Annotated in this window: 16 protein-coding genes; 7 read left to right on the top strand and 9 right to left on the bottom strand. The window is 74.8% G+C overall.

Features of this window, described 5'->3' with window-relative positions; genetic code table 11:
• Positions 1-78: 78 nt before the first annotated feature.
• Positions 79-1974 (bottom strand): ABC transporter ATP-binding protein, encoded by a 1896-nt coding sequence (locus ACY0MR_RS04245; RefSeq protein ID WP_392038813.1) that lies wholly within the window; start codon positions 1972-1974, stop codon positions 79-81.
• The gene (locus ACY0MR_RS04240; protein ID WP_392863856.1) at positions 1971-3677 is read right to left on the bottom strand and encodes an ABC transporter ATP-binding protein; all 1707 of its coding nucleotides are present in this window, start codon (positions 3675-3677) and stop codon (positions 1971-1973) included. Before ACY0MR_RS04240 ends, ACY0MR_RS04245 begins: the two co-directional genes overlap by 4 nt.
• 227 nt (positions 3678-3904) lie before the next feature.
• On the opposite strand from ACY0MR_RS04240, the gene ACY0MR_RS04235 reads away from it, so the two are divergent.
• The 5 genes from ACY0MR_RS04235 to ACY0MR_RS04215 all read left to right on the top strand — a co-directional run bounded on the left by ACY0MR_RS04235 (position 3905) and on the right by ACY0MR_RS04215 (position 9008).
• Positions 3905-5014: a FecCD family ABC transporter permease gene (locus tag ACY0MR_RS04235; RefSeq protein ID WP_404078713.1), complete on the top strand. Its 1110-nt coding sequence runs from the start codon at positions 3905-3907 to the stop codon at positions 5012-5014.
• Entirely contained in the window at positions 5011-6147 is a 1137-nt protein-coding gene (locus tag ACY0MR_RS04230) for a FecCD family ABC transporter permease (RefSeq protein WP_473559177.1), read from the top strand. Before ACY0MR_RS04235 ends, ACY0MR_RS04230 begins: the two co-directional genes overlap by 4 nt.
• Positions 6144-7127, top strand: coding sequence for an ABC transporter ATP-binding protein (locus ACY0MR_RS04225; protein WP_392863853.1), 984 nt, complete (start codon positions 6144-6146; stop codon positions 7125-7127). The genes ACY0MR_RS04230 and ACY0MR_RS04225 overlap by 4 nt, the downstream gene beginning before the upstream one ends.
• A 73-nt stretch (positions 7128-7200) precedes the next feature.
• A complete protein-coding gene (locus tag ACY0MR_RS04220) occupies positions 7201-8772 on the top strand; it encodes an amidohydrolase (protein ID WP_473559175.1) in 1572 nt (523 codons plus the stop codon).
• 77 nt (positions 8773-8849) lie between these two features.
• Positions 8850-9008 (top strand): hypothetical protein, encoded by a 159-nt coding sequence (locus tag ACY0MR_RS04215; RefSeq protein WP_451061117.1) that lies wholly within the window; start codon positions 8850-8852, stop codon positions 9006-9008.
• A 94-nt stretch (positions 9009-9102) separates the two neighbouring features.
• Here ACY0MR_RS04215 and ACY0MR_RS04210 read toward each other — a convergent pair whose 3' ends face one another.
• The 6 genes from ACY0MR_RS04210 to ACY0MR_RS04185 all read right to left on the bottom strand — a co-directional run bounded on the left by ACY0MR_RS04210 (position 9103) and on the right by ACY0MR_RS04185 (position 15345).
• Positions 9103-10332: an acetylornithine transaminase gene (locus ACY0MR_RS04210; protein WP_473559172.1), complete on the bottom strand. Its 1230-nt coding sequence runs from the start codon at positions 10330-10332 to the stop codon at positions 9103-9105.
• On the bottom strand, positions 10329-11288 hold the full coding sequence (gene argB, locus ACY0MR_RS04205) for an acetylglutamate kinase (protein ID WP_388794763.1): 960 nt from the start codon (positions 11286-11288) through the stop codon (positions 10329-10331). The genes ACY0MR_RS04210 and argB overlap by 4 nt, the downstream gene beginning before the upstream one ends.
• 17 nt (positions 11289-11305) lie before the next feature.
• A complete protein-coding gene (gene argJ, locus ACY0MR_RS04200; protein WP_473559170.1) occupies positions 11306-12457 on the bottom strand; it encodes a bifunctional glutamate N-acetyltransferase/amino-acid acetyltransferase ArgJ in 1152 nt (383 codons plus the stop codon).
• The gene (gene argC / locus ACY0MR_RS04195) at positions 12454-13494 is read right to left on the bottom strand and encodes an N-acetyl-gamma-glutamyl-phosphate reductase (protein ID WP_388794757.1); all 1041 of its coding nucleotides are present in this window, start codon (positions 13492-13494) and stop codon (positions 12454-12456) included. The genes argJ and argC overlap by 4 nt, the downstream gene beginning before the upstream one ends.
• Positions 13495-13776: 282 nt before the next feature.
• Entirely contained in the window at positions 13777-14526 is a 750-nt protein-coding gene (locus ACY0MR_RS04190) for a hypothetical protein (RefSeq protein WP_403319107.1), read from the bottom strand.
• 177 nt (positions 14527-14703) lie between these two features.
• Entirely contained in the window at positions 14704-15345 is a 642-nt protein-coding gene (locus ACY0MR_RS04185) for a beta-glucanase (protein WP_392863848.1), read from the bottom strand.
• 408 nt (positions 15346-15753) lie between these two features.
• On the opposite strand from ACY0MR_RS04185, the gene ACY0MR_RS04180 reads away from it, so the two are divergent.
• Positions 15754-16794, top strand: coding sequence for an NAD(P)-dependent alcohol dehydrogenase (locus ACY0MR_RS04180; protein ID WP_473559167.1), 1041 nt, complete (start codon positions 15754-15756; stop codon positions 16792-16794).
• Between the two features lie 293 nt (positions 16795-17087).
• Entirely contained in the window at positions 17088-17462 is a 375-nt protein-coding gene (locus ACY0MR_RS04175) for a VOC family protein (RefSeq protein WP_388794748.1), read from the top strand.
• Positions 17463-17493: 31 nt separating this feature from the next.
• On the opposite strand, the gene ACY0MR_RS04170 is transcribed toward ACY0MR_RS04175, so the two are convergent.
• On the bottom strand, positions 17494-18813 hold the full coding sequence (locus ACY0MR_RS04170) for an amidohydrolase (protein ID WP_473561686.1): 1320 nt from the start codon (positions 18811-18813) through the stop codon (positions 17494-17496).
• Between the last annotated feature and the right edge of the window lie 16 nt (positions 18814-18829).

The following is an 18829-nucleotide window of genomic DNA, read 5'->3' as shown; positions in this document are numbered from 1 at the left end:
CGTTCCGGCCCCCGTGCTCGGGCGCCCGTCCGCGCGGACGCCCGTGTCCTCGGGCGGTTCCGTCCTCCGGATCCGTCCTCAGACGGCCGGCGAGACCCGGGCGTCCTTGTCCGCCGCCGGGTGCGGCACCGTCTCCCCGGGCTCCCGGCGGCTGGCCGACCACGCGGCCCACAGGTCGGCGTACCGGCCGCCGGCCGCCACGAGTTCCTCGTGCGTCCCGGTCTCCACGACCCGCCCCTGGTCGAGCACGACGACCCGGTCGGCGGCCGCGGCCTGCGGCAGCCGGTGCGCGACGAGCAGCCCGGTGCGCCCTTCGAGGGCCCGCGCGGCCGCGTCCTCCAGGACCCGCGCTCCGGCGCTGCCCGCGTCCGCGGTGGCCTCGTCGAGAATCGCGATCGGCGGATCCGCCAGCACCAGCCGCGCCAGCGCGAGGTGCTGCGCCTGGGTGACCGTCAGCCGGTGCCCGCCCTCGCCGACGACCGTGTCCAGGCCCTCGGGCAGACCCCGCGCCCACTCCAGCGCCCCGACCCGGTCGAGCGCCGCGTGCAGCTCCTCCTCGGTCGACCCGGGCCGGGCCAGGCGCAGGTCGTCGGCGAGGGTCCCGGCGAAGACGTGCACCTCCTGGCTGATGAGCGCCACCGCGCGCCGGACCCCGGCCGGTCCCAGGTCCCGGGCGTCGACCCCGCCGAGCGCGATCGAACCCTCCGCGGGGCTGTGGACGCCAGCGATGAGCTTCGCCAGCGTGGTCTTGCCGGCACCGCTCGCCCCCACGAGCGCCACCCGCTCCCCGGCGCGCACCCGGAGGTCCACCCCGTGCAGCACCGGAGCCCCGGAGCCGTACGCGTGGCTGAGCCCGGACACCTCGACCGATCCGTCCGAGACGTCGTGCCGTTCGTCGTGGGCCCGCTCGGCGGGGAGTCCCGAGACACCGACCAGGCGGGCGAAGCTCGCCCCCGCCGACTGGGCGTCGTCGAGGAGGAACAGGGTCGCGTTGATCGGGTTGAAGAGGCTGTGGAAGTACAGCGCGGCGGCGGTGGCCGTACCGATGCTGACCGCGTCCCGGTCCACCAGGACGAACCCGGTGCCGAGCATCGCCGCGAGGCCGATGAACTCGGCCGCGTTGAGCCGGGAGAAGAAGCCGGTGACGATGTGGATGCCTCGCAGCCCCAGGTCCCGCGCCGCCTCCGACCGCTGCTCCAGGAGGCCCGTGTGGGTCCCGTTCAGCCGGAAGGCGCGGACGGTCCTGACGCCGCCGACGCTGTCGAGCAGCTGGTGCTGCAGCGCACCGGTGGCGATGCGGTGTTCGCCGTAGACCGGGGCGGCCCGGCGCAGGTACCAGCGCACCGAGAGCACCTGGACCGGCGCGGCGACCAGGGCCGCGAGCAGGAACCGCCAGTCGAGGACCGCGAGGCCGACGAAGGTGAGCAGGATCGTCAGGGCGGAGCGGCTGAACTCCGGGAGCGCCTGCCGCACCGACTTGCCGATCATCGACACGTCGCTGGTGACCCGGGAGACGAGGTCGCCCGAGCCGGCCGCCTCGACCCGGTCGAGCGGCAGCCGCAGCGCCCGCTCGATGAACTGCTCCCGCAGGGCTGCCAGGACGGTCTCGCCCAGCCGGGCCACGAGGGTGCTGCCGACGGCCGCCGCCGCGCCCCGCGCCACGGCGACGACGACGAGCAGGACCAGGGGGAGGGTGAGGGCGGAGGCGCCCCGGTGCGCCACCACGAGGTCGACGATGTGGCCGAGCAGCGGCGCGGTGAGCAGACCGACGGCGGTGCCCGCGACCAGGACCGCGATCGCCCCGAGGGCGAGGAGCCGGTGGCCGTGCAGCATGCCCCGGAGGGCGGTGAGCGACTCGGCGCCGGTGGCGGTCGGCAGGAGCTCGCGGTCGGGGCTGGTTCCGCCCATGGTCTGGTCCGTCCTTCTCTCGCGTCCTTCGCCCGCCTTCGTGTCGTGGTCGACGGTGGCCGTCATGCCAGCACCGCCGCTCGGTAGGTCGCGTCGGCGGCGAGGAGTTCGGTGTGGTGGCCGGCGGCCCGTACCGCGCCGTCCTCCAGGACCACCACCCGGTCGGTCACCGCGAGGAGCGCGGGGCTGGTGGTGACGAGGACGGTGGTGCGGTCCCGGCGGACCTCCCGCAGCCCGGCGGCGATCCGCGACTCGGTGACGGTGTCGACCGCGGTGGTCGGGTCGTGCAGGACGAGGACCGGCCGGTCGGCGGCGAGCGCGCGGGCGAGCGCGACGCGCTGGCGCTGGCCGCCCGAGAGCGAGCGGCCCCGCTCGGCGAGGAGGGTGTCCGCGCCGTCGGGCAGGAGCCGGGCGACCTCGTCGGCGGCCGACGCCTCCAGCGCCCGCCGGACGGAGTCCGGGCCGTCGTCCGGCGCGGTCCCCAGCCCGGCCCGGACGTTGTCGAGGAGGGTGCTCTCGAAGAGGTCGGCGTCGTGGTGGGCGACGAGGACCACGCGGCGCAGCTCGTCGGGGTCGAGCGCGGTCAGCGGGGTGCCGTCGAGTTCGACGGCCCCCTCGGCGGGGTCCGCCTCGCGGGCCAGGCAGACGAGCAGGTCGTTGGCGGCGGCGGGGTCCCGGGCGACGACCCCGGTCAGGCTGCCGGCCGGGAGGTCGAGGTCCACGCCGCGCAGCGAGCCGAGCGACACCCCGCGCAGGGCGACGTGCCCGGCGGGGTCGGCGGGCACGTCGTGCCCGGCCTCGACGGTGACGGGGGAGGCGAGGACCTCGGCGATCCGCTTGGCCGACGCCCGGCCCTGGGCGAGTTCGGCGTTCACGTAGGTGAGGAGCTGGAACGGCCCGAGGAGGAACTGGGCGAGACCCACGGCGGCCACCAGGTCGCCGACGCTGATGCTGCCGTCCATGGCGAGGTAGGCGCCGACCACTCCGATCACGGCGATGAAGACGCCGGTCAGGGCGAGGATCGCGCCCTCGTGGCCGGCCCGGCTGCGGGCGGCGCGCAGGGCGGCGGACAGCGAGTCCTGGCTCGTGGTGCGGTAGCGGTCCACGGCGGCCGACTCCGCGCCCATCCCCTTGAGCACGCGCAGCCCGGTGACGAGGTCGGCGGCGACGCCGGAGGCGTGCGCGGCGCGCTCCTGCTCGGCCTCGCTGCGCTGTTCGAGCGGCCGGCTGATGCGGTGTCCCAGCCACAGGAGCGGTGGGATGCCGAGCAGCACGAGCAGGCCGAGGGGCACGGAGATGTTCAGCAGGGCCACGGCGCTGATCACGAGGGCGGCCACCGCGGACACCCCGTACGAGATGACGGTGGCCACGGAGCCGACGCGCCGGGCGTCGTTGGTGGCGATGCTGGTCAGCGCGCCGGGGAGCCGGTTGGCGTCGGCGCCGCCCCGGGGGTCGAGCACCCGGGCCGCCAGGTCGAGCCGCAGCTTGTGCGCGGCGAGTTCGCCGGTCCCCTCGCCGATCCGGGCGCTGGTGCGGTAGCAGGTCGACAGCACCAGGAACAGCACGGCGAGGACGATCAGCAGCTTCAGCAGCGCCGAGGAGGAGCCGGTGGCGACGGCCGTGTCGATGGTGGCGCCGATGACCACCGGGACGAGGGCCTCGCAGCCCTGGTGCGTCATGCCGAGCAGGGATGCCGAGATCACTCGGCGGCGTTGTCCTCTGATGGCCTGACGGAGGACAAGTCCCCCCGTAGGAACGCCCGTTGGCATGTGTCTCCTTCACGGAGGGGAGGGGATGGTTAGGTAAGCCTACTCTGACCGTCGGCTCGGGTGGTGTGGCGCCCGGGGCCGGTGGGCAGGGTGTCCCGGGAGTGCTCCGCGGGTCCTGTTCGACGCGTTGACCGCTCGGCAGGGTTCGGTTAGCCTCACCTAAGTCGTGATCCCGGTCCGTCGCACCACGGGCTCGCGCCGTACATCTGTACCACCGCCAGGGGGAGTTGTCGTTGTCCGTCGAATCCCGGGTGGTGTCGGGACAGCAGCCCGGGGCACGCACCCCGGGTACGGCCGGTGAACCCGGTGACCCCACGGGCCCGCCGCACATCGGCCGCGCCGGCCACGCGTACCGGGGCTTAGGGCTGGTCCTGGGCCTCGCGGCGCTCGTCCTCGTCGGACTCCTGAGCATCTGGGTCGGCACCCGGGGCATCCCCTTCACGGCCACCTGGGACGCCCTCTGGCACCCCGACGGATCCGAGACCTCGGTGATCATCCACGACTACCGGATCCCCCGCACGCTCCTCGGCATCCTCGTCGGCACCGCCCTCGGCCTCGCCGGCGCCCTGATGCAGGCCCTCACCCGCAACCCCCTCGCCGACCCCGGCATGCTCGGAGTCAACCTCGGCGCCTCCGCCGGCGTCGTCGTCGCCATCGCCTTCTTCGGCATCGCCGCCCCCCTCGGCTACGTGTGGTTCGCCCTCGCCGGGGCCGCCGCCGCGTCCGTCGGCGTCTACCTGCTGGGCTCCTCGGGGCGGAAGCTCGCCTCCCCCGAGCGGCTCGTCGTCGCCGGCGCCGCGGTCACCGCCGTGCTGTACGCCTTCAACTGGGCCGTCCTGCTGCTCGACCCGCGGGCCTTCGACCAGTTCCGCTTCTGGACCGTCGGCTCCCTCGCGGGCCGCTACCACGACATCGTCCTGATGTCCCTGCCCTTCATCGGCACCGGCCTCGTCCTCGCCCTCGTCCTCGCGCCCTCGCTCAACGCCCTGGCCATGGGCGACCAGGTGGGCCGGGCCCTCGGGGTCAACGTCGGCCTGACCCGCGCCCTCGGCGCCGCCGCCGTGATGCTCCTGTGCGGCGCCGCCACCGCCGCCGCGGGACCGATCGGCTTCATCGGCCTCGCCGTGCCGCACATCGCCCGCTTCGTCGTCGGCCCCGACCAGCGGTGGGTGTTCGCCTACTCGATGCTGATCGCACCCGTCCTCCTCGTCGGCTCCGACATCGCCGGCCGGGTCCTCGGCGCCCCCGGCGAGGTGCAGGTCGGCATCGTCACCGCCTTCGTCGGCGCCCCCCTGTTCATCGCCCTGTGCCGCCGCCGGAAGCTGGTGATGCTGTGACCGCCGTACGGGAGGCGAAGGCCTCCGCGCCCGACGCCGGGGACCGCACCGCGCCCCGCCCGGGGACGGCGGCCGCCGGGCACCGTCCCCGCGTCGTCGGCGGCCGGGTGGTCCGCACCCGTTCCGGCGCGCTCTCCCTGCGGGTGCGCGGCCGCGCCGTCGCCGTGACGGCCGCCCTCCTCGTCGCGCTCGTCGCCGTCGCCGGCACCACCCTGACCACCGGCGACTTCGACCTCTCCGTGGGCGAGGTCCTCCAGGCCCTCACCGGCAACGGCAACGGCCTCGCCGACTTCGTCGTCAACACCCTCCGCATGCCCCGCCTCGTCACCGCGCTCTGCGTCGGCGCGGCCCTCGCCGTCAGCGGGGCCATCCTCCAGAGCATCACCGGCAACCCGCTGGGCAGCCCCGACATCATCGGCTTCACCAACGGCTCCGCCGTCGGCGCCCTCGTCGTCATCGTCGTCCTGCACGGCAGCATGACCCAGATCGCGGTGGGCGCCCTCGTCGGCGGCCTCGCCACCGCCCTCGCCGTCCACCTCCTCATGATCGGCCGCGGGATCCAGGGCTTCCGCCTCGTCGTCCTCGGCATCGGCGTCAGCGCCCTCCTCCTCGCCGTCAACTCCTACCTGATCACCCGTGCCACCTTCCAGGAGGCCCTGGAGGCACAGGCCTGGCTCATCGGCAGTCTGGGGAACCGGCTCTGGACGCACGCACAGGCCATCGGCCTCGCCGTCGCCGTGCTCCTGCCCCTCGCCCTCCTCCTCTCGCGCCGGCTCTCCATGGTCGAGATGGGCGACACCACCGCCACGGCCCTCGGCGTGGACGTCTCCCGCACCCGCACGATCCTCCTCGTGATCAGCGTCGCCCTGGCCGCCTTCGCCACCGCCGTCACCGGACCCATCTGGTTCGTCGCGCTCGCCGCGCCCCAGGTGGCCCGCAGACTCACCGGATCGTCCGGGCCCGCCCTCCTGCCCTCCGCCCTCATGGGCGCGGTCATGCTCGCCCTGAGCGACCTCGCCGTCCAGCGGCTCTTCGCCCCCGCACTCCTCCCCGTGGGCACGGCGACCGGCTGCGTCGGCGGTCTCTACCTCATCTGGCTGCTGGTCTCCGAGTCGCGAAAGAGCCGCGCATGACTGCCGAGAAACGCCCCGCCGACCACCCCCGCACCGCACCGGAGCCGACGTCCCCCGCGGGCGATCCCGGGCGTTCCGCGGCGGAGCCCCGCCTGCGGGCCGAGCACCTCACCCTCTCCTACGACCAGCGCACGGTGGCGACCGATCTCACCGTCGACATCCCCGACCACTCCTTCACCGTGATCATCGGGCCCAACGCCTGCGGGAAGTCCACCCTCCTCACCGCGCTCGCCCGGATGCTCAGGCCGAAGGCCGGACAGGTCTACCTCGACGGCGCCGCCATCGCCTCCTACCGCTCCCGCGAGGTCGCCCGCCGCCTCGGACTCCTCCCGCAGTCCTCCACCGCGCCCGGCGGCATCACCGTAGGCGACCTGGTGGCCCGCGGGCGCTATCCCCACCAGGGCATGCTGCGGCAGTGGTCGGCCGAGGACGAGGCCGCCGTCGTCGAGGCCATGCGCCGGACCGGCGTCCTCGAACTCGCCGAACGCCCCGTCGACGACCTGTCCGGCGGCCAGCGCCAGCGCGTCTGGCTCTCGATGGTCCTCGCCCAGCAGACGTCGATCCTGCTGCTCGACGAGCCGACCACCTACCTCGACATCGCCCACCAGGTCGAGGTCCTCGACCTCTGCGCCCGACTGCACGCCCAGCAGGGCCACACGGTCGTCGCCGTCCTGCACGACCTCAACCAGGCCTGCCGGTACGCCACCCACCTCATCGTGATGCGGCCCGGCGGCGTCATCGCGGCCCAGGGACACCCGAGCTCGGTCATGACCGCCGAGCTCGTCGAGGACGTCTTCGGACTGCCGTGCCGGATCATCCCCGACCCCGAGACCGGCACACCGCTGATGGTCCCCGCCGCGCCCGCGTGGTACGCCTCCGCCGGAGCGGCCGCCCGGTCCGGGGACGCCGCGGAGCCCGTCGAGGGCCCGGACGGGGGCGGGGCCGCCGGCCACGACACCGTGATGGCCAGAACCACCTGACGCACCGTCACGCCCGGCGTGACCGACGAACCGTGACGGCCGACACCACCCGACGAGGGGACGCGGACCACCCATGCTCTGCACCAGGCTGACGAACGCGCGCATTCTCACCATGGACCCGGACCATCCCGTCGCCCACGACCTCGGCATCTGGCGGGGCCGGATCTTGGGACTCGACGAGGCCGTGGCCCACCTCCCCGCCCGCGAGGTCGTCGACCTGCAAGGGGCCACCGTGCTCCCCGGCTTCATCGACAGCCACGTCCACCTCGCCTGGGCCGGACTCAAGGCCGCCACCCCCAGCATCGCCCCCTGCGAGCGCGTCGAGGACGTCCTCGCCGTCATCGCCGAGGCCGCCTCCCGGCGGGCCCCCGGCGCCTGGGTCGACGTCGCCGGCTACGACCAGCGGTCCCTGGGCCGCCACCTCACCGCCGCCGAGATCGACCGGGTCGCCCAGGGGCGCCGGATCTTCCTGATGCACGACTCCGGGCACGCCTGCGTCGTCGGCAGCGCCGTCCTCGACCTCCTGCCGCCCGAGGTCCCGCACCAGGACGGCTTCCTCGCCGAGAGCGCCATGAGCGCCGTCCGGCGACTGCGGCTGCCGTACTCCCAGGAGGAGCTCGCCGACGCCATCGAACGCGCCGGCCGCACCTGCCTCGCCGAGGGGATCACCGCCTGCGCCGAAGCCGGCATCGGCGGCGGCCTCCTCGGACACAGCCCCGTCGAACTCGGCGCGTACCAACTCCTCAGGGACCAGGGCCGACTGCCCCTCCGCGTCCAGGTCATGGCGGCCGGCGACACCCTCCGCCCCCGCGACTCCCACCGGGACGACGGCATCCCGCGCGCCCTCGACCTCGGACTGCGCACCGGGTTCGGCGACGACTGGCTCTCCCTCGGGGCCCTCAAGATCTACACCGACGGCGGCATGATGGCCCGTACGGCGGCGCTCACCGAACCGTACGAGGGCCTGTCCACCACCGGGCAGTTCCAGGACGACCCCGAACGGATCGCGGACCTCATCGTCGACGGGCACCTCGCCGGGTGGCAGCTCGCCGTCCACGCCATCGGCGACCGCGCCGCCGACCTCGCCCTGGACGCCCTGGAACGCGCGCAGCGGCTCCGCCCCCGCCCGACCGCCCGCCACCGCATCGAGCACGCGGGACTGATCCGGCCGGACCAGCTGCCCCGCTTCGCCCGGCTCGGGGTCAGCGCGGTGGTCCAGCCCCACTTCCTCCGCTCCTTCGGCGACGACTACGCCGACGTCATGGGGGCGCGGCGGGCACCCTGGATGTACCGGGGGCGGGGCTTCCTCGACCACGGCGTCGCGCTCGTCGGCAGCTCCGACCGCCCCGTCACCGACGGATCCCCGCTCCGCGCGATCCAGTTCATGGTGGAGCGCACCTCGCTCTCCGGCCGGCCGATCGGCCCCGAGGAGGCCGTCACCGTCGACGAGGCCCTGCGCGCCTACACGGTGGCCGGCGCCCACGCCTGCCACTGGGACGACAGCGCGGGCGTCCTCGCTCCCGGCAGGCGGGCCGACCTGGTGGTCCTCGGGGACGACCCCCGGGCCGTCGACACCTCGCGCATCGGGGACATCGAGGTCGTGGCGACGTACGTCGACGGCCGCACCGGAAAGGAGCAGCCGTGAGCACGCCGAACGCCGCAGCGCGGACCGTCGACCGGTTCGCGCCGCTGTGAGAGGCCCCCGCCTCGCCGCCGCGGTGGGTGATCTGGGCTCCGGAGCCGGACACGATGGTCTTCGACCGGGAGCTCAACCTCCCGGTGGACATCGACGACCACGTCCTGGACGAGGTCCTGCGCCGGATGCGGGCGGCCGGGGTGCCGGAGAGCGACGCGTACCCGGGACGGCCCTGCGGACGGTGAACGCGGCGGCCCCGGGCGGCCCGTGCTCGGGGAAGAACGGCGGCCGCGCTCGCGAACCGGGTCGCGAGCGCGGCCGCGCAAGGGCCCCGGTCGCCTACCGGCGGACCGCGGCGCGGTCGAGGATCGCCGGCAGCGCCTCCACGAGCTCCCCGACCTCACGCTCGGAGACGGTCAGCGCCGGGGCGAGGCGTACGGTCGAGGGGCCGGCCGCGTTCACCAGGAGACCGGCCTCCTGCGCCGCGCTCCGGACCCGTTCGGCGGTCGGTTCGGTCAGCACGATCCCGAGGAGCAGCCCCGCGCCCCGCACCTCCGCGACCAGCGGGTGCTTCGCCTCCTCCGTACCGGACCGCAGCAGGGCGCCCATCCGCGCGGCGTGCTCCAGGAGCCCCTCCGACACGATGGTGTCCAGGACGGCGCGACCGGCGGCGCAGGCGACCGGGTTGCCGCCGAAGGTGGAGCCGTGCTGGCCGGGGGCGAGCAGCTCCGCCGCGTCGCCGAACGCCACCGTGGCGCCGATCGGCAGCCCGCCGCCGAGCCCCTTGGCCAGGGTCACCACGTCCGGGTCCACCCCCGCCTCGGCCAGGTGCGCGAACCAGTGGCCGGTCCGGCCGATCCCGGTCTGCACCTCGTCGAGCACGAGCAGGCTTCCCGCGGCACGGGTGAGCGCCCGGGCGGCCCGCAGATACCCGGGCGGCGCCGGGATCACGCCGGCCTCGCCCTGCACGGGCTCGACGAAGACGGCGGCGGTGTCCTCCGCGACCGCGGCGCGCAGGGCGTCGACGTCGCCGAAGGGGACGTGCGTGACCTCGCCGGGCAGCGGCAGGAACGGCTCGCGCTTGGCGGGCTGCCCGGTGAGGGCCAGGGCGCCCATGGTGCGACCGTGGAAGCCGCCCTCCATCGCGACCACCCGCGGGCGTCCGGTCCGCCGCGCGGCCTTGAAGGCCGCCTCGTTCGCTTCCGCGCCGGAGTTGGCGAAGAAGACCCGGCCGTCCGGTCGGCCGAACAGCCCGAGGAGCCGCTCCGCGAGCGCGACCGGGGGCTCCGCGACGAACAGGTTCGAGACGTGGCCGAGCCGCGTGAGCTGCTCGTGCACGGCGGCGACCACGGCCGGGTGGGCGTGGCCGAGCGTGCTGACCGCGATCCCGCCGGTGAAGTCCGTGTAGGCGCGCCCGGATTCGTCCCAGACGGTGCGGCCCTCGCCGCGGACCAGGGCCAGCGGCGGTGTGCCATAGGTGTCCATCATGACGGCGCGCCAGCGGTCCGTGAGGGTCCGCGCCGGCGGGGTGCCCGTCCCGGGGGCTGCGGGAACCGCGGGGGCGCTCATGCGGGGTTTCCCGGGGCGGCCGGGGCGTCGTCGGGCAGGACCGTGGTGCCGGGGTTCTCCTCGGTGAGGACGCCCCGGAGGACGGCGTGCGGGGTGCGTCCGTCGAGGACGTGGACGCGTCCGACCCCGGACCGGACCGCCCGCAGGCAGCCCTCCATCTTCGGCAGCATCCCGCCCGCGAGGCCGGGGAGCAGCGTCTCCAGTTCCCGTGCCGTCAGCCGGGCGACGACCTCGGTGCTGCGCGGCCAGTCCGCGTACAGGCCGGGGACGTCGGTGAGCATCACGAGCCGGTCGGCGCCGAGGGCGACGGCCAGGGCCGAGGCCGCGAGGTCGGCGTTCACGTTGTAGACCTGCCCGTCGGCGCCGCGCGCGACGGGGGACACCACCGGTATGCGGCCGCCCGAGAGGAGGTTCCGCACGGTGTCCGGGTCCACGCCGACGATGTCGCCGACGAGACCGATGTCGACGGTCCGGCCGTCGACCCGGGCGGGGCGGCGCACGGCGGTCAGGGTGTGGGCGTCCTCGCCCGACATGCCGACGGCGAAGGGGCCGTGGGCGTTGATGGCGCCGACCAGGTCCCGCTGGACCTGCCCGGTCAGCACCATGCGGACGACGTCCATGGCCTCGGGGGTGGTCACCCGCATGCCGGCCTCGAACCGGACCTCCAGGGCGAGGCGGTCGAGCATCGAGCTGATCTGGGGACCGCCGCCGTGCACCACGACCGGATCGAGGCCCGCCTGCCAGAGTTCGACGACGTCCTGGGCGAACGACCGGCGGAGCGCCGGGTCCTCCAGGGTGCTGCCGCCGCACTTGACGACGACGGTCCTGCCCTGGAGCTCCTCGGACCATGGGACGTCCGCGGCGGGCAGGGCGGCGGCGTCCGCTCCCGGACCGGTGCCCGTCCGTCTCGCACCGTCCGCACCGCGCACGGCGGGCTGCTCGCGGAGCGTCCTCATTCTCGTACCTCCTCGGCTCATGAGCTGTAGGCGCTGTTCTCGTGCACGTACTCGGCCGTCAGGTCGTTGGTCCAGATCTCCGCGGACGCCTCGCCGGCGCGCAGGTCGACCGTGACCGTGATGCGGCGGCCGGTCATGTCGACCTTCTCCCGGGCCTCCCCGGCCGCGCCGTCCCGGCAGACCCACACGCCGTTGATGGCCACGTCCAGGCGGTCGGGGTCGAACACGGCGTCGGTGGTGCCGATCGCCGACAGCACCCGGCCCCAGTTCGGGTCCTCCCCGTGCAGGGCGCATTTGAGGAGGTTGTTCCTGGCGACCGAGCGGCCGACGGTCACGGCGTCGTCCTCGGACGCGGCGCCGACGACCGCCACCTCGATCTCCTTGGACGCGCCCTCCGCGTCGGCGACGAGCTGGCGGGCCAGGTCGAGGCAGACGGCGTGGACGGCCTCGGCGAGGTCCGCGTCCGCGGGGGTCACGCCGGAGGTGCCCGAGGCGAGCAGCAGGACGGTGTCGTTGGTGGACATGCAGCCGTCGGAGTCCACCCGGTCGAAGGTGGTCCGTACGGCGGAGCGCAGCGCGGAGTCCAGTGCCGGACCGTCCGCCGCGGCGTCGGTGGTGAGGACGACGAGCATGGTGGCGAGGCCGGGCGCGAGCATCCCCGCGCCCTTCGCCATGCCGCCGACCGTCCAGCCGGACCGGGAGGCGACGGCGGTCTTGTGGACCGTGTCGGTCGTCTTGATGGCGACGGCAGCGTCCTCGCCGCCGTCGTCGGCGAGCCGGTCCGCGGCGCGCGCGATCCCGGCCGTGATCCGGTCCATGGGCAGCGGGACGCCGATGAGTCCGGTGGAGCAGACGGCCACGGCCTCCGGGGTGACGCCGACGGCGCGGGCCGTCTCCTCGGCCATGGTCCGGGCGTCCTCCGAACCGGTCTGCCCGGTGCACGCGTTGGCGCCGCCGGAGTTGAGGACGACCGCGGTGACCGGACCGCGGGCGAGCGCCCGCCGCGACCAGCGGACCGGCGCGGCCTGGATCCGGTTGGAGGTGAAGACCCCCGCGGCGGCCGGTGCGGGGCCCCGGTTCACCACCAGGGCGAGGTCGGGATCCCCGGACGTCTTGATCCCGGCGGCCACCCCGCTGGCGAGGAATCCCCGGGCGGCGGTCACGGTCACGGTGCCACTCCATTCATGGGCAGGCCGAGCCCTTCGGGCAGGCCGAGGGCGACGTTCATGCTCTGCACCGCGCCACCGGCGGTGCCCTTCGTCAGGTTGTCGACGGCGCTCACGCAGACGAGGCGGCGGGCGGCCGGGTCGACGGCCACCTGCACCTGCACCGTGTTGGATCCGAGCACCGCGGCCGTGGACGGCCACTGGCCCTGGGGTAGCAGCCGGACGAACGGTTCGTCGGCGTAGGCGGCCTCGAAGACCTCGCGGACCTCGCGCAGGCCCCCGTCGGCGTCCACGTGCGGGCGGAGCCGGGCGGAGCAGGTGGCGAGGATGCCGCGGGGCATCGGGGCGAGGGTGGGGGTGAAGGAGACGGTGACCGGCTCGCCCGCCGCGAGGGACAGGTTCTGGGTGAGTTCGGGGGTGTGCCGGTGGCCGCCGCCGACGCCGTACGGGGTCATGGAGCCCATCACCTCGGAGCCCAGCAGGCGGGGCTCGGCGGAGCGGCCCGCTCCGGAGGTGCCGCTCGCCGCCACGACGACGACCTCGGGTTCGACGAGGCGGGCGGCGTGCGCGGGGAAGAGCGCGAGGGTGACGGCGGTCGGGTAGCACCCCGGTACGGCGATCCTGGAGGTGCCCTTCAACTCGTCCCGGGCGCCCGGCAGCTCGGGGAGCCCGTAGGGCCAGGTGCCGGCGTGCTCGGAGCCGTAGAAGCGTTTCCACTCGGCCGGGTCGCGCAGCCGGAAGTCCGCGCCGCAGTCGACGACCAGGGTGTCGGGGCCCAACTCCCCGGCGAGCGCGCCCGACTGCCCGTGCGGCAGGGCGAGGAACACGACGTCGTGGCCGCGGAGCGCGTCCGCCGACGTCTCCGTGAGCACCCGGTCGGCGAGCGCGGACAGCTGCGGCTGCACCTCGCCGAGGGTGCGCCCGGCGCTGCTGTGCGCGGCGAGGACGCCGATGTCGAGACCGGGATGTGAGGCGATCAGGCGGAGGATCTCCCCACCGGCATAGCCACTGGCTCCGGCCACCGCGACCCGAAAGGTCATGCTCTTCCGTCTCTCCTGAGGATGGGGACGTGTCGCGTACCCGGAGGTGGACACCCCGAGTCGACGCACTCGAACTAAACTTAGCCTAACCTAAGTAGCCCTGGTGGCGGAATCGAGGATCCACGGCTCCGGCTCGGGAGGGGGATGACAACGCTGCGGCGGAGGAGCGGAGTTGGAAGGGGCGGGTCGGGGGGGCGCGAGTCCGGCGGGGCGGGTCGGGGGGGCGCGAGTCCGGCGGGGCGGGTCGGGGGGTACGACTCCGGCGGGTCGGGGCCGGCCGGCTCAGGCCGGTGACCCCCAGGCCGTCGTCAGACCGTCCAGCCAGGCCGGGGGCAGCTCGGCCGCGTCCCATTCCTCGTGCAGGGCCGAGGGGGTCTCGGCCAGGCGCTCCAGCACGGCCACGCTCGCCGGGGAGTGCACGAGGGAGTAGCGGCCGTGGATCGCGATCGGACTGCCCGGCCCGTACTGCGCGTACAGCCGCTCCAGGTGGGCGTGGTGGACGGAGGTGAACCGCGTCAGCCGCCCCGGATACCCGGCCCGCTGGCGCGGGCTCATCGTGCGCAGGACCGCGCCGAGCACCTGCTCCGTGACCTCCGGGTCGAGTTCGGAGACGTCGGCGAACGACAGGTACAGCGGCGTGACGGCCACCTTCGCCCGCTCCATCTCGGCGCGTCTGACGGGGGAGGGCTCGTCGGGGGAGTCGGCCGACGGGGCGGTGGCGACGGCCTGGAGCAGGGCCCGCTCGGCGACGGCGCCGAGTTCGCCGGTGACGGCCAGGGCGCCGTCGGACCAGCCCGCCGCGTAGCGCTCCCCCTGCTCGGCCGCCGGCCCGTGCGGAGGGGCGTCCCGCCGCGCCCCGGCGATCTCCGCGTGGGCCAGGGCGAGCGCGCCGGCCTCGACGAGTCCGATGAGTTCCTCCGCGTCGCCGGTGTAGACCCCCGCGCGTGCGAGGAGCTGGAGGAGGGTGGTCTTCGCGTTGAGGACGCTGGCCGCGTCCAACTGCTGCTGCCGTCCCTCGTCGGCGGTGTTCATGGGAGGGTCCTCCTCGTCGTACGGGCGGCACGGTGCGGTGCGCGGAACGCTCGCTTCGAGCCTACGCAACGACGATTCCTCCGGGACCCGCATCCCCCTCCTCCCGCGCGCGTCGCCGGCGGCGCCGAGGGGGCGCGGGCCGTCGGGCGCGCGCCCGACGGACCCGGTGCGACGGGATCAGTCCCGGTACACCCGCAACTGCGCCACCTCGTACGACATCGCCGACACCGAGGGGTCCGGCGCCGGGTGGTAGCGGCCCGCGCAGACCGAGAGGTTCACGATGAGGTGCGCCCGCCAGGACCGCCCCACCCCGCGGCGGTCGTCGAAGACCCGGGCGCCGTTCACCCACCACACCACGTTGCGGGCGCCGAACTCGACCCGCAGGTCGACCCAGGCCCCCGGGCGGATCGCCGGGTTCCGGTAGTAGAGGTGCCGGGACCTGATCCGGTTCGACAGCTCCAGCAGGTCGGGGTTGTCGGGGTGGTACTCGAAGACGTCGATCTCCTGCCCGCCGTCGAGCCAGGTCCAGATCGCCGGCCACGCCCCCGTCTCCACCGGCAGGCGCACCCGCGCCTCCAGGACGTCGTCGGCCCGCACCAGGAACGCCTCGGCGCTGCCCTCGGTCGTGAGCAGCCCCGCGTCCCACTTGCCGTCGGGGCGGCGGGTCGCCCGGAAGACCCCGGACCTGCTGTAGGCGGGGTCCTCGACGAGGTGGTCGAGCTTGTTGTCCCCGGGGTTGGTCGGACCGCCGCCGGGATAGGCCCAGGAACGGCCGGCGACCCACTGCGCGGTGGAGGTGAAGTCCGCGTCGAGCACCACCCTCCCCGGTGAGCGTGCGGGTCCCCGGGGGCCCGCCCCCGGGCGGCCCTCCGAGCCGCGGCGTCGGAACAGTCGGTCGAAGAGATCGGACAGCACGGCACTCTCCTCTCGCGCGGGCCCGATCGGCCCGCCGACGTTTTGCCCGGAACGGCCCCCTCCATACGTGGAAGGGCGGCTCTTGGCGACAAGTCGTCAGAACACCCGCCATGAGGTGTGAGGTGGTGATACTCGCAGAATGTGCCGTTACGACAGTGATAGCTGTATGATGCACGTATAGGTGTGGGGTGAGCTGGCCGCACCGCACGGCACGGGCCGCAGGGGCACGGACCCGGGAGGCGCCCGGCGAGGGCAGAGGGGCGGCCGGCTCGGGGCGCACACGCACGACAACGCACACGAGAGGAACACGCGATGAAGGCACTGCAGTACCGCACGGTGGGCGCCGCCCCCGAGGTCGTCACCGTCCCCGACCCCGAGCCCGGACCCGGCCAGGTGCTCCTCAAGGTCACCGCCGCCGGCGTCTGCCACTCCGACATCGCGGTCATGAGCCTGCCCGCCGAACAGCTCTCCTTCCCGCTGCCGCTGACCCTCGGACACGAGGGCGTCGGCACCGTCGAGGGGCTCGGCGCCGGTGCGGAGGGCTTCGCCGTCGGCGACGCGGTCGCCGTCTACGGCCCCTGGGGCTGCGGCAGCTGCTCCGCCTGCGCCCGCGGCAGGGAGAACTACTGCCTGCGCGCCGCCGAACTGGGCATCAGGCCGCCGGGACTCGGCGCCCCCGGCGCCATCGCCGAGTACATGATCGTGGACAGCCCCCGCCACCTCGTCCCGCTCGGCGGGCTCGACCCCGTCCGGGCCGTACCGCTCACGGACGCCGGCCTCACCCCGTACCACGCGGTCAAGCGCTCCCTCCCGAAGCTGGTCCCCGGCAGCACCGTCGTCGTCATCGGCGCCGGCGGGCTCGGGCACGTCGCCGTCCAGATCCTGCGGGCCATGACGGCGGCCCGGGTCGTCGCCCTGGACGTCACGGAGGAGAAGCTGGCCCTGGCCCGCGCCGTCGGCGCGCACGAGACCGTCCTGTCGGGCGCCGGGGCGGCCGCCGCCGTGCGCGAACTGACCGGCGGACGGGGGGCGGAGGTGGTCCTCGACTTCGTCGGTGCCCCGCCGACGGTCGCGGCGGCCGGCGCCATGGTCGCGATCGAGGGCGACGTCACCATCGTCGGCCTCGGCGGCGGCACCCTGCCCGTCGGGTTCGGCAGCCTGCCGTACGAGGTCTCGGTCACGTCCCCGTACTGGGGGACGCGGGCCGAACTCGTCGAGGTGCTCGACCTGGCCCGGGCCGGGGCGATCGACGTGCACACCGAGACCTACGGCCTGGACGACGCCCCGAAGGCCTACGAGCGCCTGCACGCGGGCCGTGTCGAGGGGCGGGCCGTCATCCTCCCGAACGGCTGAGCCGCACCGCGACCGGCTGCCCGACTCCCCGGCGGAGGACGGCGGTTCGGTCGGGTGGCCCGGGCGCCCGGAACCTCTGACGGCTTGTCGGCCCGGCGATGATCACGTAAGGTCCTCCGACGTGAACACCGGACCGGCGACGAGACGCCACACACAGACGGGCCATCCGGTGGACGACTGACCGCTCCGTGGGTGCGTCCCCCGCACCCCCGCGGTTCCGCACGCGGACCCCCCAGTGCCCCGGCACTGCGACGAGTCCCCTTTCGTGTCGAACCCACAGCGAGGTCATCCCCATGGCAGTCACGTTCAACCACACCATCATCGCCGCGAAGGACCGCCACGCGTCCGCGCGGTTCTTCCGGGAGCTCCTGGAGCTCCCCGAAGCCCCCTCCTGGGGCCCCTTCGTCAACGTCCAGCTCGCCGACGGCGTCCTCATCCAGTTCGCCGAGCCCCCGGTGGACATCCAGATGCAGCACTACGCCTTCCTCGTCGACGACGAGCTCTTCGAGCGGGCCTACGCCCGGCTCCGCGAGCAGGGCGTCGAGCACTGGGCGGACCCCCAGATGAAGCGGCCCGGCGAGACCAACTCCGAGCACGGCGGCCGCGGCGTCTACTTCAAGGACCCCGGCGGCCACGCCTTCGAGCTGATCACGCGGCCCTATCTGTAGTCCTCGGACGCCGGCCGGACCGGGGCGCGGCTCAGGCCAGGAACTCGCCGTCCCGGGCCACCACCGCACCCCCGTGCACCACCAGGTCGCGGCGGGGCATGTCCACGACCACCTGCGGCAGGCACTCGCCCCGGACCAGGACGAAGTCGGCGGGCGCGCCGGCCCTGAAGTCCGCGCGCGCCAGGCCCATGACGTCGGCCCCGCCGTGCGCCGCGACCTCGTAGCAGCCGGTCAGCTCGTCGTCCAGGCGCACGTCCGTCACCCAGCCGAGGATGTGGGCACGGTGCATCATGTCGGCGTTCCCGAACGGGCTCCACGAGTCCCGCACGCCGTCCGAACCGAGTCCGACCCGCACCCCGTGCTCCCGCAGGCGCTCGATCGGCAGGACCAGCGAGTCGGAGGGGGCGACCGTGGTCAGCGCGATGTCCTGGTCCCCGAGGTCGGCCGCGATCGCCCCCAGTTCGCGGTCCGACAGCTCCGGCAGGCAGAAGACGTGGCTCACCGTGACCCGGCCCGCGAGCGACAGCGCCCGCGTACGGTCCACGATGCCCCGCATCGCCTTCATGCCCTTCTCCCCGCGGTCGTGCAGGTGGATGTCCACCCCCACGCCGTGGCGTTCCGCGATGCCGAACACGACGTCCAGCTGGTCGTCGAGCGCCTCGTCGAAGCCGATCGGGTCGATGCCGCCGATCATGTCGATCAGCCCCTCGCGCGCCGCCCGCTCCAGGAGCGCGGCCGTCCCCGGCGTCCGGATCACCCCGTGCTGCGGGAAGGCCACGATCTGGACGTCGAGCGCGTGGCGCAGCCGTTCCCGGGCCTCGGCCACCCCCTCCACCCCGGCGAGGCCGTACGCCGGGGCGACGTCGGCGTGGGCGCGCATGCCGCGGGTGCCCCGGGACACGGCGTGCGACATCAGGCCGTACGCCCGCTCGGCGACCGGACGCCGCTGGCCGCGGAACAGCTCCACGTCCTGCGCCACGTAGTCGGCGATGCCGCTCGCCGGCCGCCGCGACACCCAGGAACCGCCCCAGGTCGTCTTGTCGGGGTGGATGTGCGCGTCCACGAGGGACGGCAGCGCGATCCGGCCGCCTCCGTCGACGACCTTCGCGCCGTGCGGAGCCGGGCGGTCGGAGACGCGGCCGTCGACGACCACCAGGTCCCTGGCCCGCGCCGCGCCGAAGGGGCGCACGTCGCGGAAGACGACCGCCCTCGGCCGGTGTCCGGGGGCGCCCGCCGCCGCGGCTCCGGTGGTGGCCGGGGCGGCCGCCTGCGCGGGCCCGGCCGCGGCGGCCCCGGCGGCGGTGGCTCCGGTGGCGGTGGCTCCGGCCACCGCCGCGGCCCTCGCCAGCATCGTCCGGCGCGACAGC

The organism is Streptomyces sp. JN8, from assembly GCF_055808075.1.
Note: the sequence above shows the minus strand (reverse complement) of the source record. Positions and strands in the feature narration are given on the sequence as shown.

Bases quoted from the DNA above. Each gene is read 5' to 3' on its own strand.
- ACY0MR_RS04245 (WP_392038813.1), bottom strand. From the start codon at position 1,974: ATGACGGCCACCGTCGACCACGACACGAAGGCGGGCGAAGGACGCGAG.
- ACY0MR_RS04240 (WP_392863856.1), bottom strand. From the start codon at position 3,677: ATGCCAACGGGCGTTCCTACGGGGGGACTTGTCCTCCGTCAGGCCATC.
- ACY0MR_RS04225 (WP_392863853.1), top strand. From the start codon at position 6,144: ATGACTGCCGAGAAACGCCCCGCCGACCACCCCCGCACCGCACCGGAG.
- ACY0MR_RS04220 (WP_473559175.1), top strand. From the start codon at position 7,201: ATGCTCTGCACCAGGCTGACGAACGCGCGCATTCTCACCATGGACCCG.
- ACY0MR_RS04210 (WP_473559172.1), bottom strand. From the start codon at position 10,332: ATGAGCGCCCCCGCGGTTCCCGCAGCCCCCGGGACGGGCACCCCGCCG.
- argB (WP_388794763.1), bottom strand. From the start codon at position 11,288: ATGAGGACGCTCCGCGAGCAGCCCGCCGTGCGCGGTGCGGACGGTGCG.
- argC (WP_388794757.1), bottom strand. From the start codon at position 13,494: ATGACCTTTCGGGTCGCGGTGGCCGGAGCCAGTGGCTATGCCGGTGGG.
- ACY0MR_RS04190 (WP_403319107.1), bottom strand. From the start codon at position 14,526: ATGAACACCGCCGACGAGGGACGGCAGCAGCAGTTGGACGCGGCCAGC.
- ACY0MR_RS04180 (WP_473559167.1), top strand. From the start codon at position 15,754: ATGAAGGCACTGCAGTACCGCACGGTGGGCGCCGCCCCCGAGGTCGTC.
- ACY0MR_RS04175 (WP_388794748.1), top strand. From the start codon at position 17,088: ATGGCAGTCACGTTCAACCACACCATCATCGCCGCGAAGGACCGCCAC.
- ACY0MR_RS04170 (WP_473561686.1), bottom strand. From the start codon at position 18,813: ATGCTGGCGAGGGCCGCGGCGGTGGCCGGAGCCACCGCCACCGGAGCC.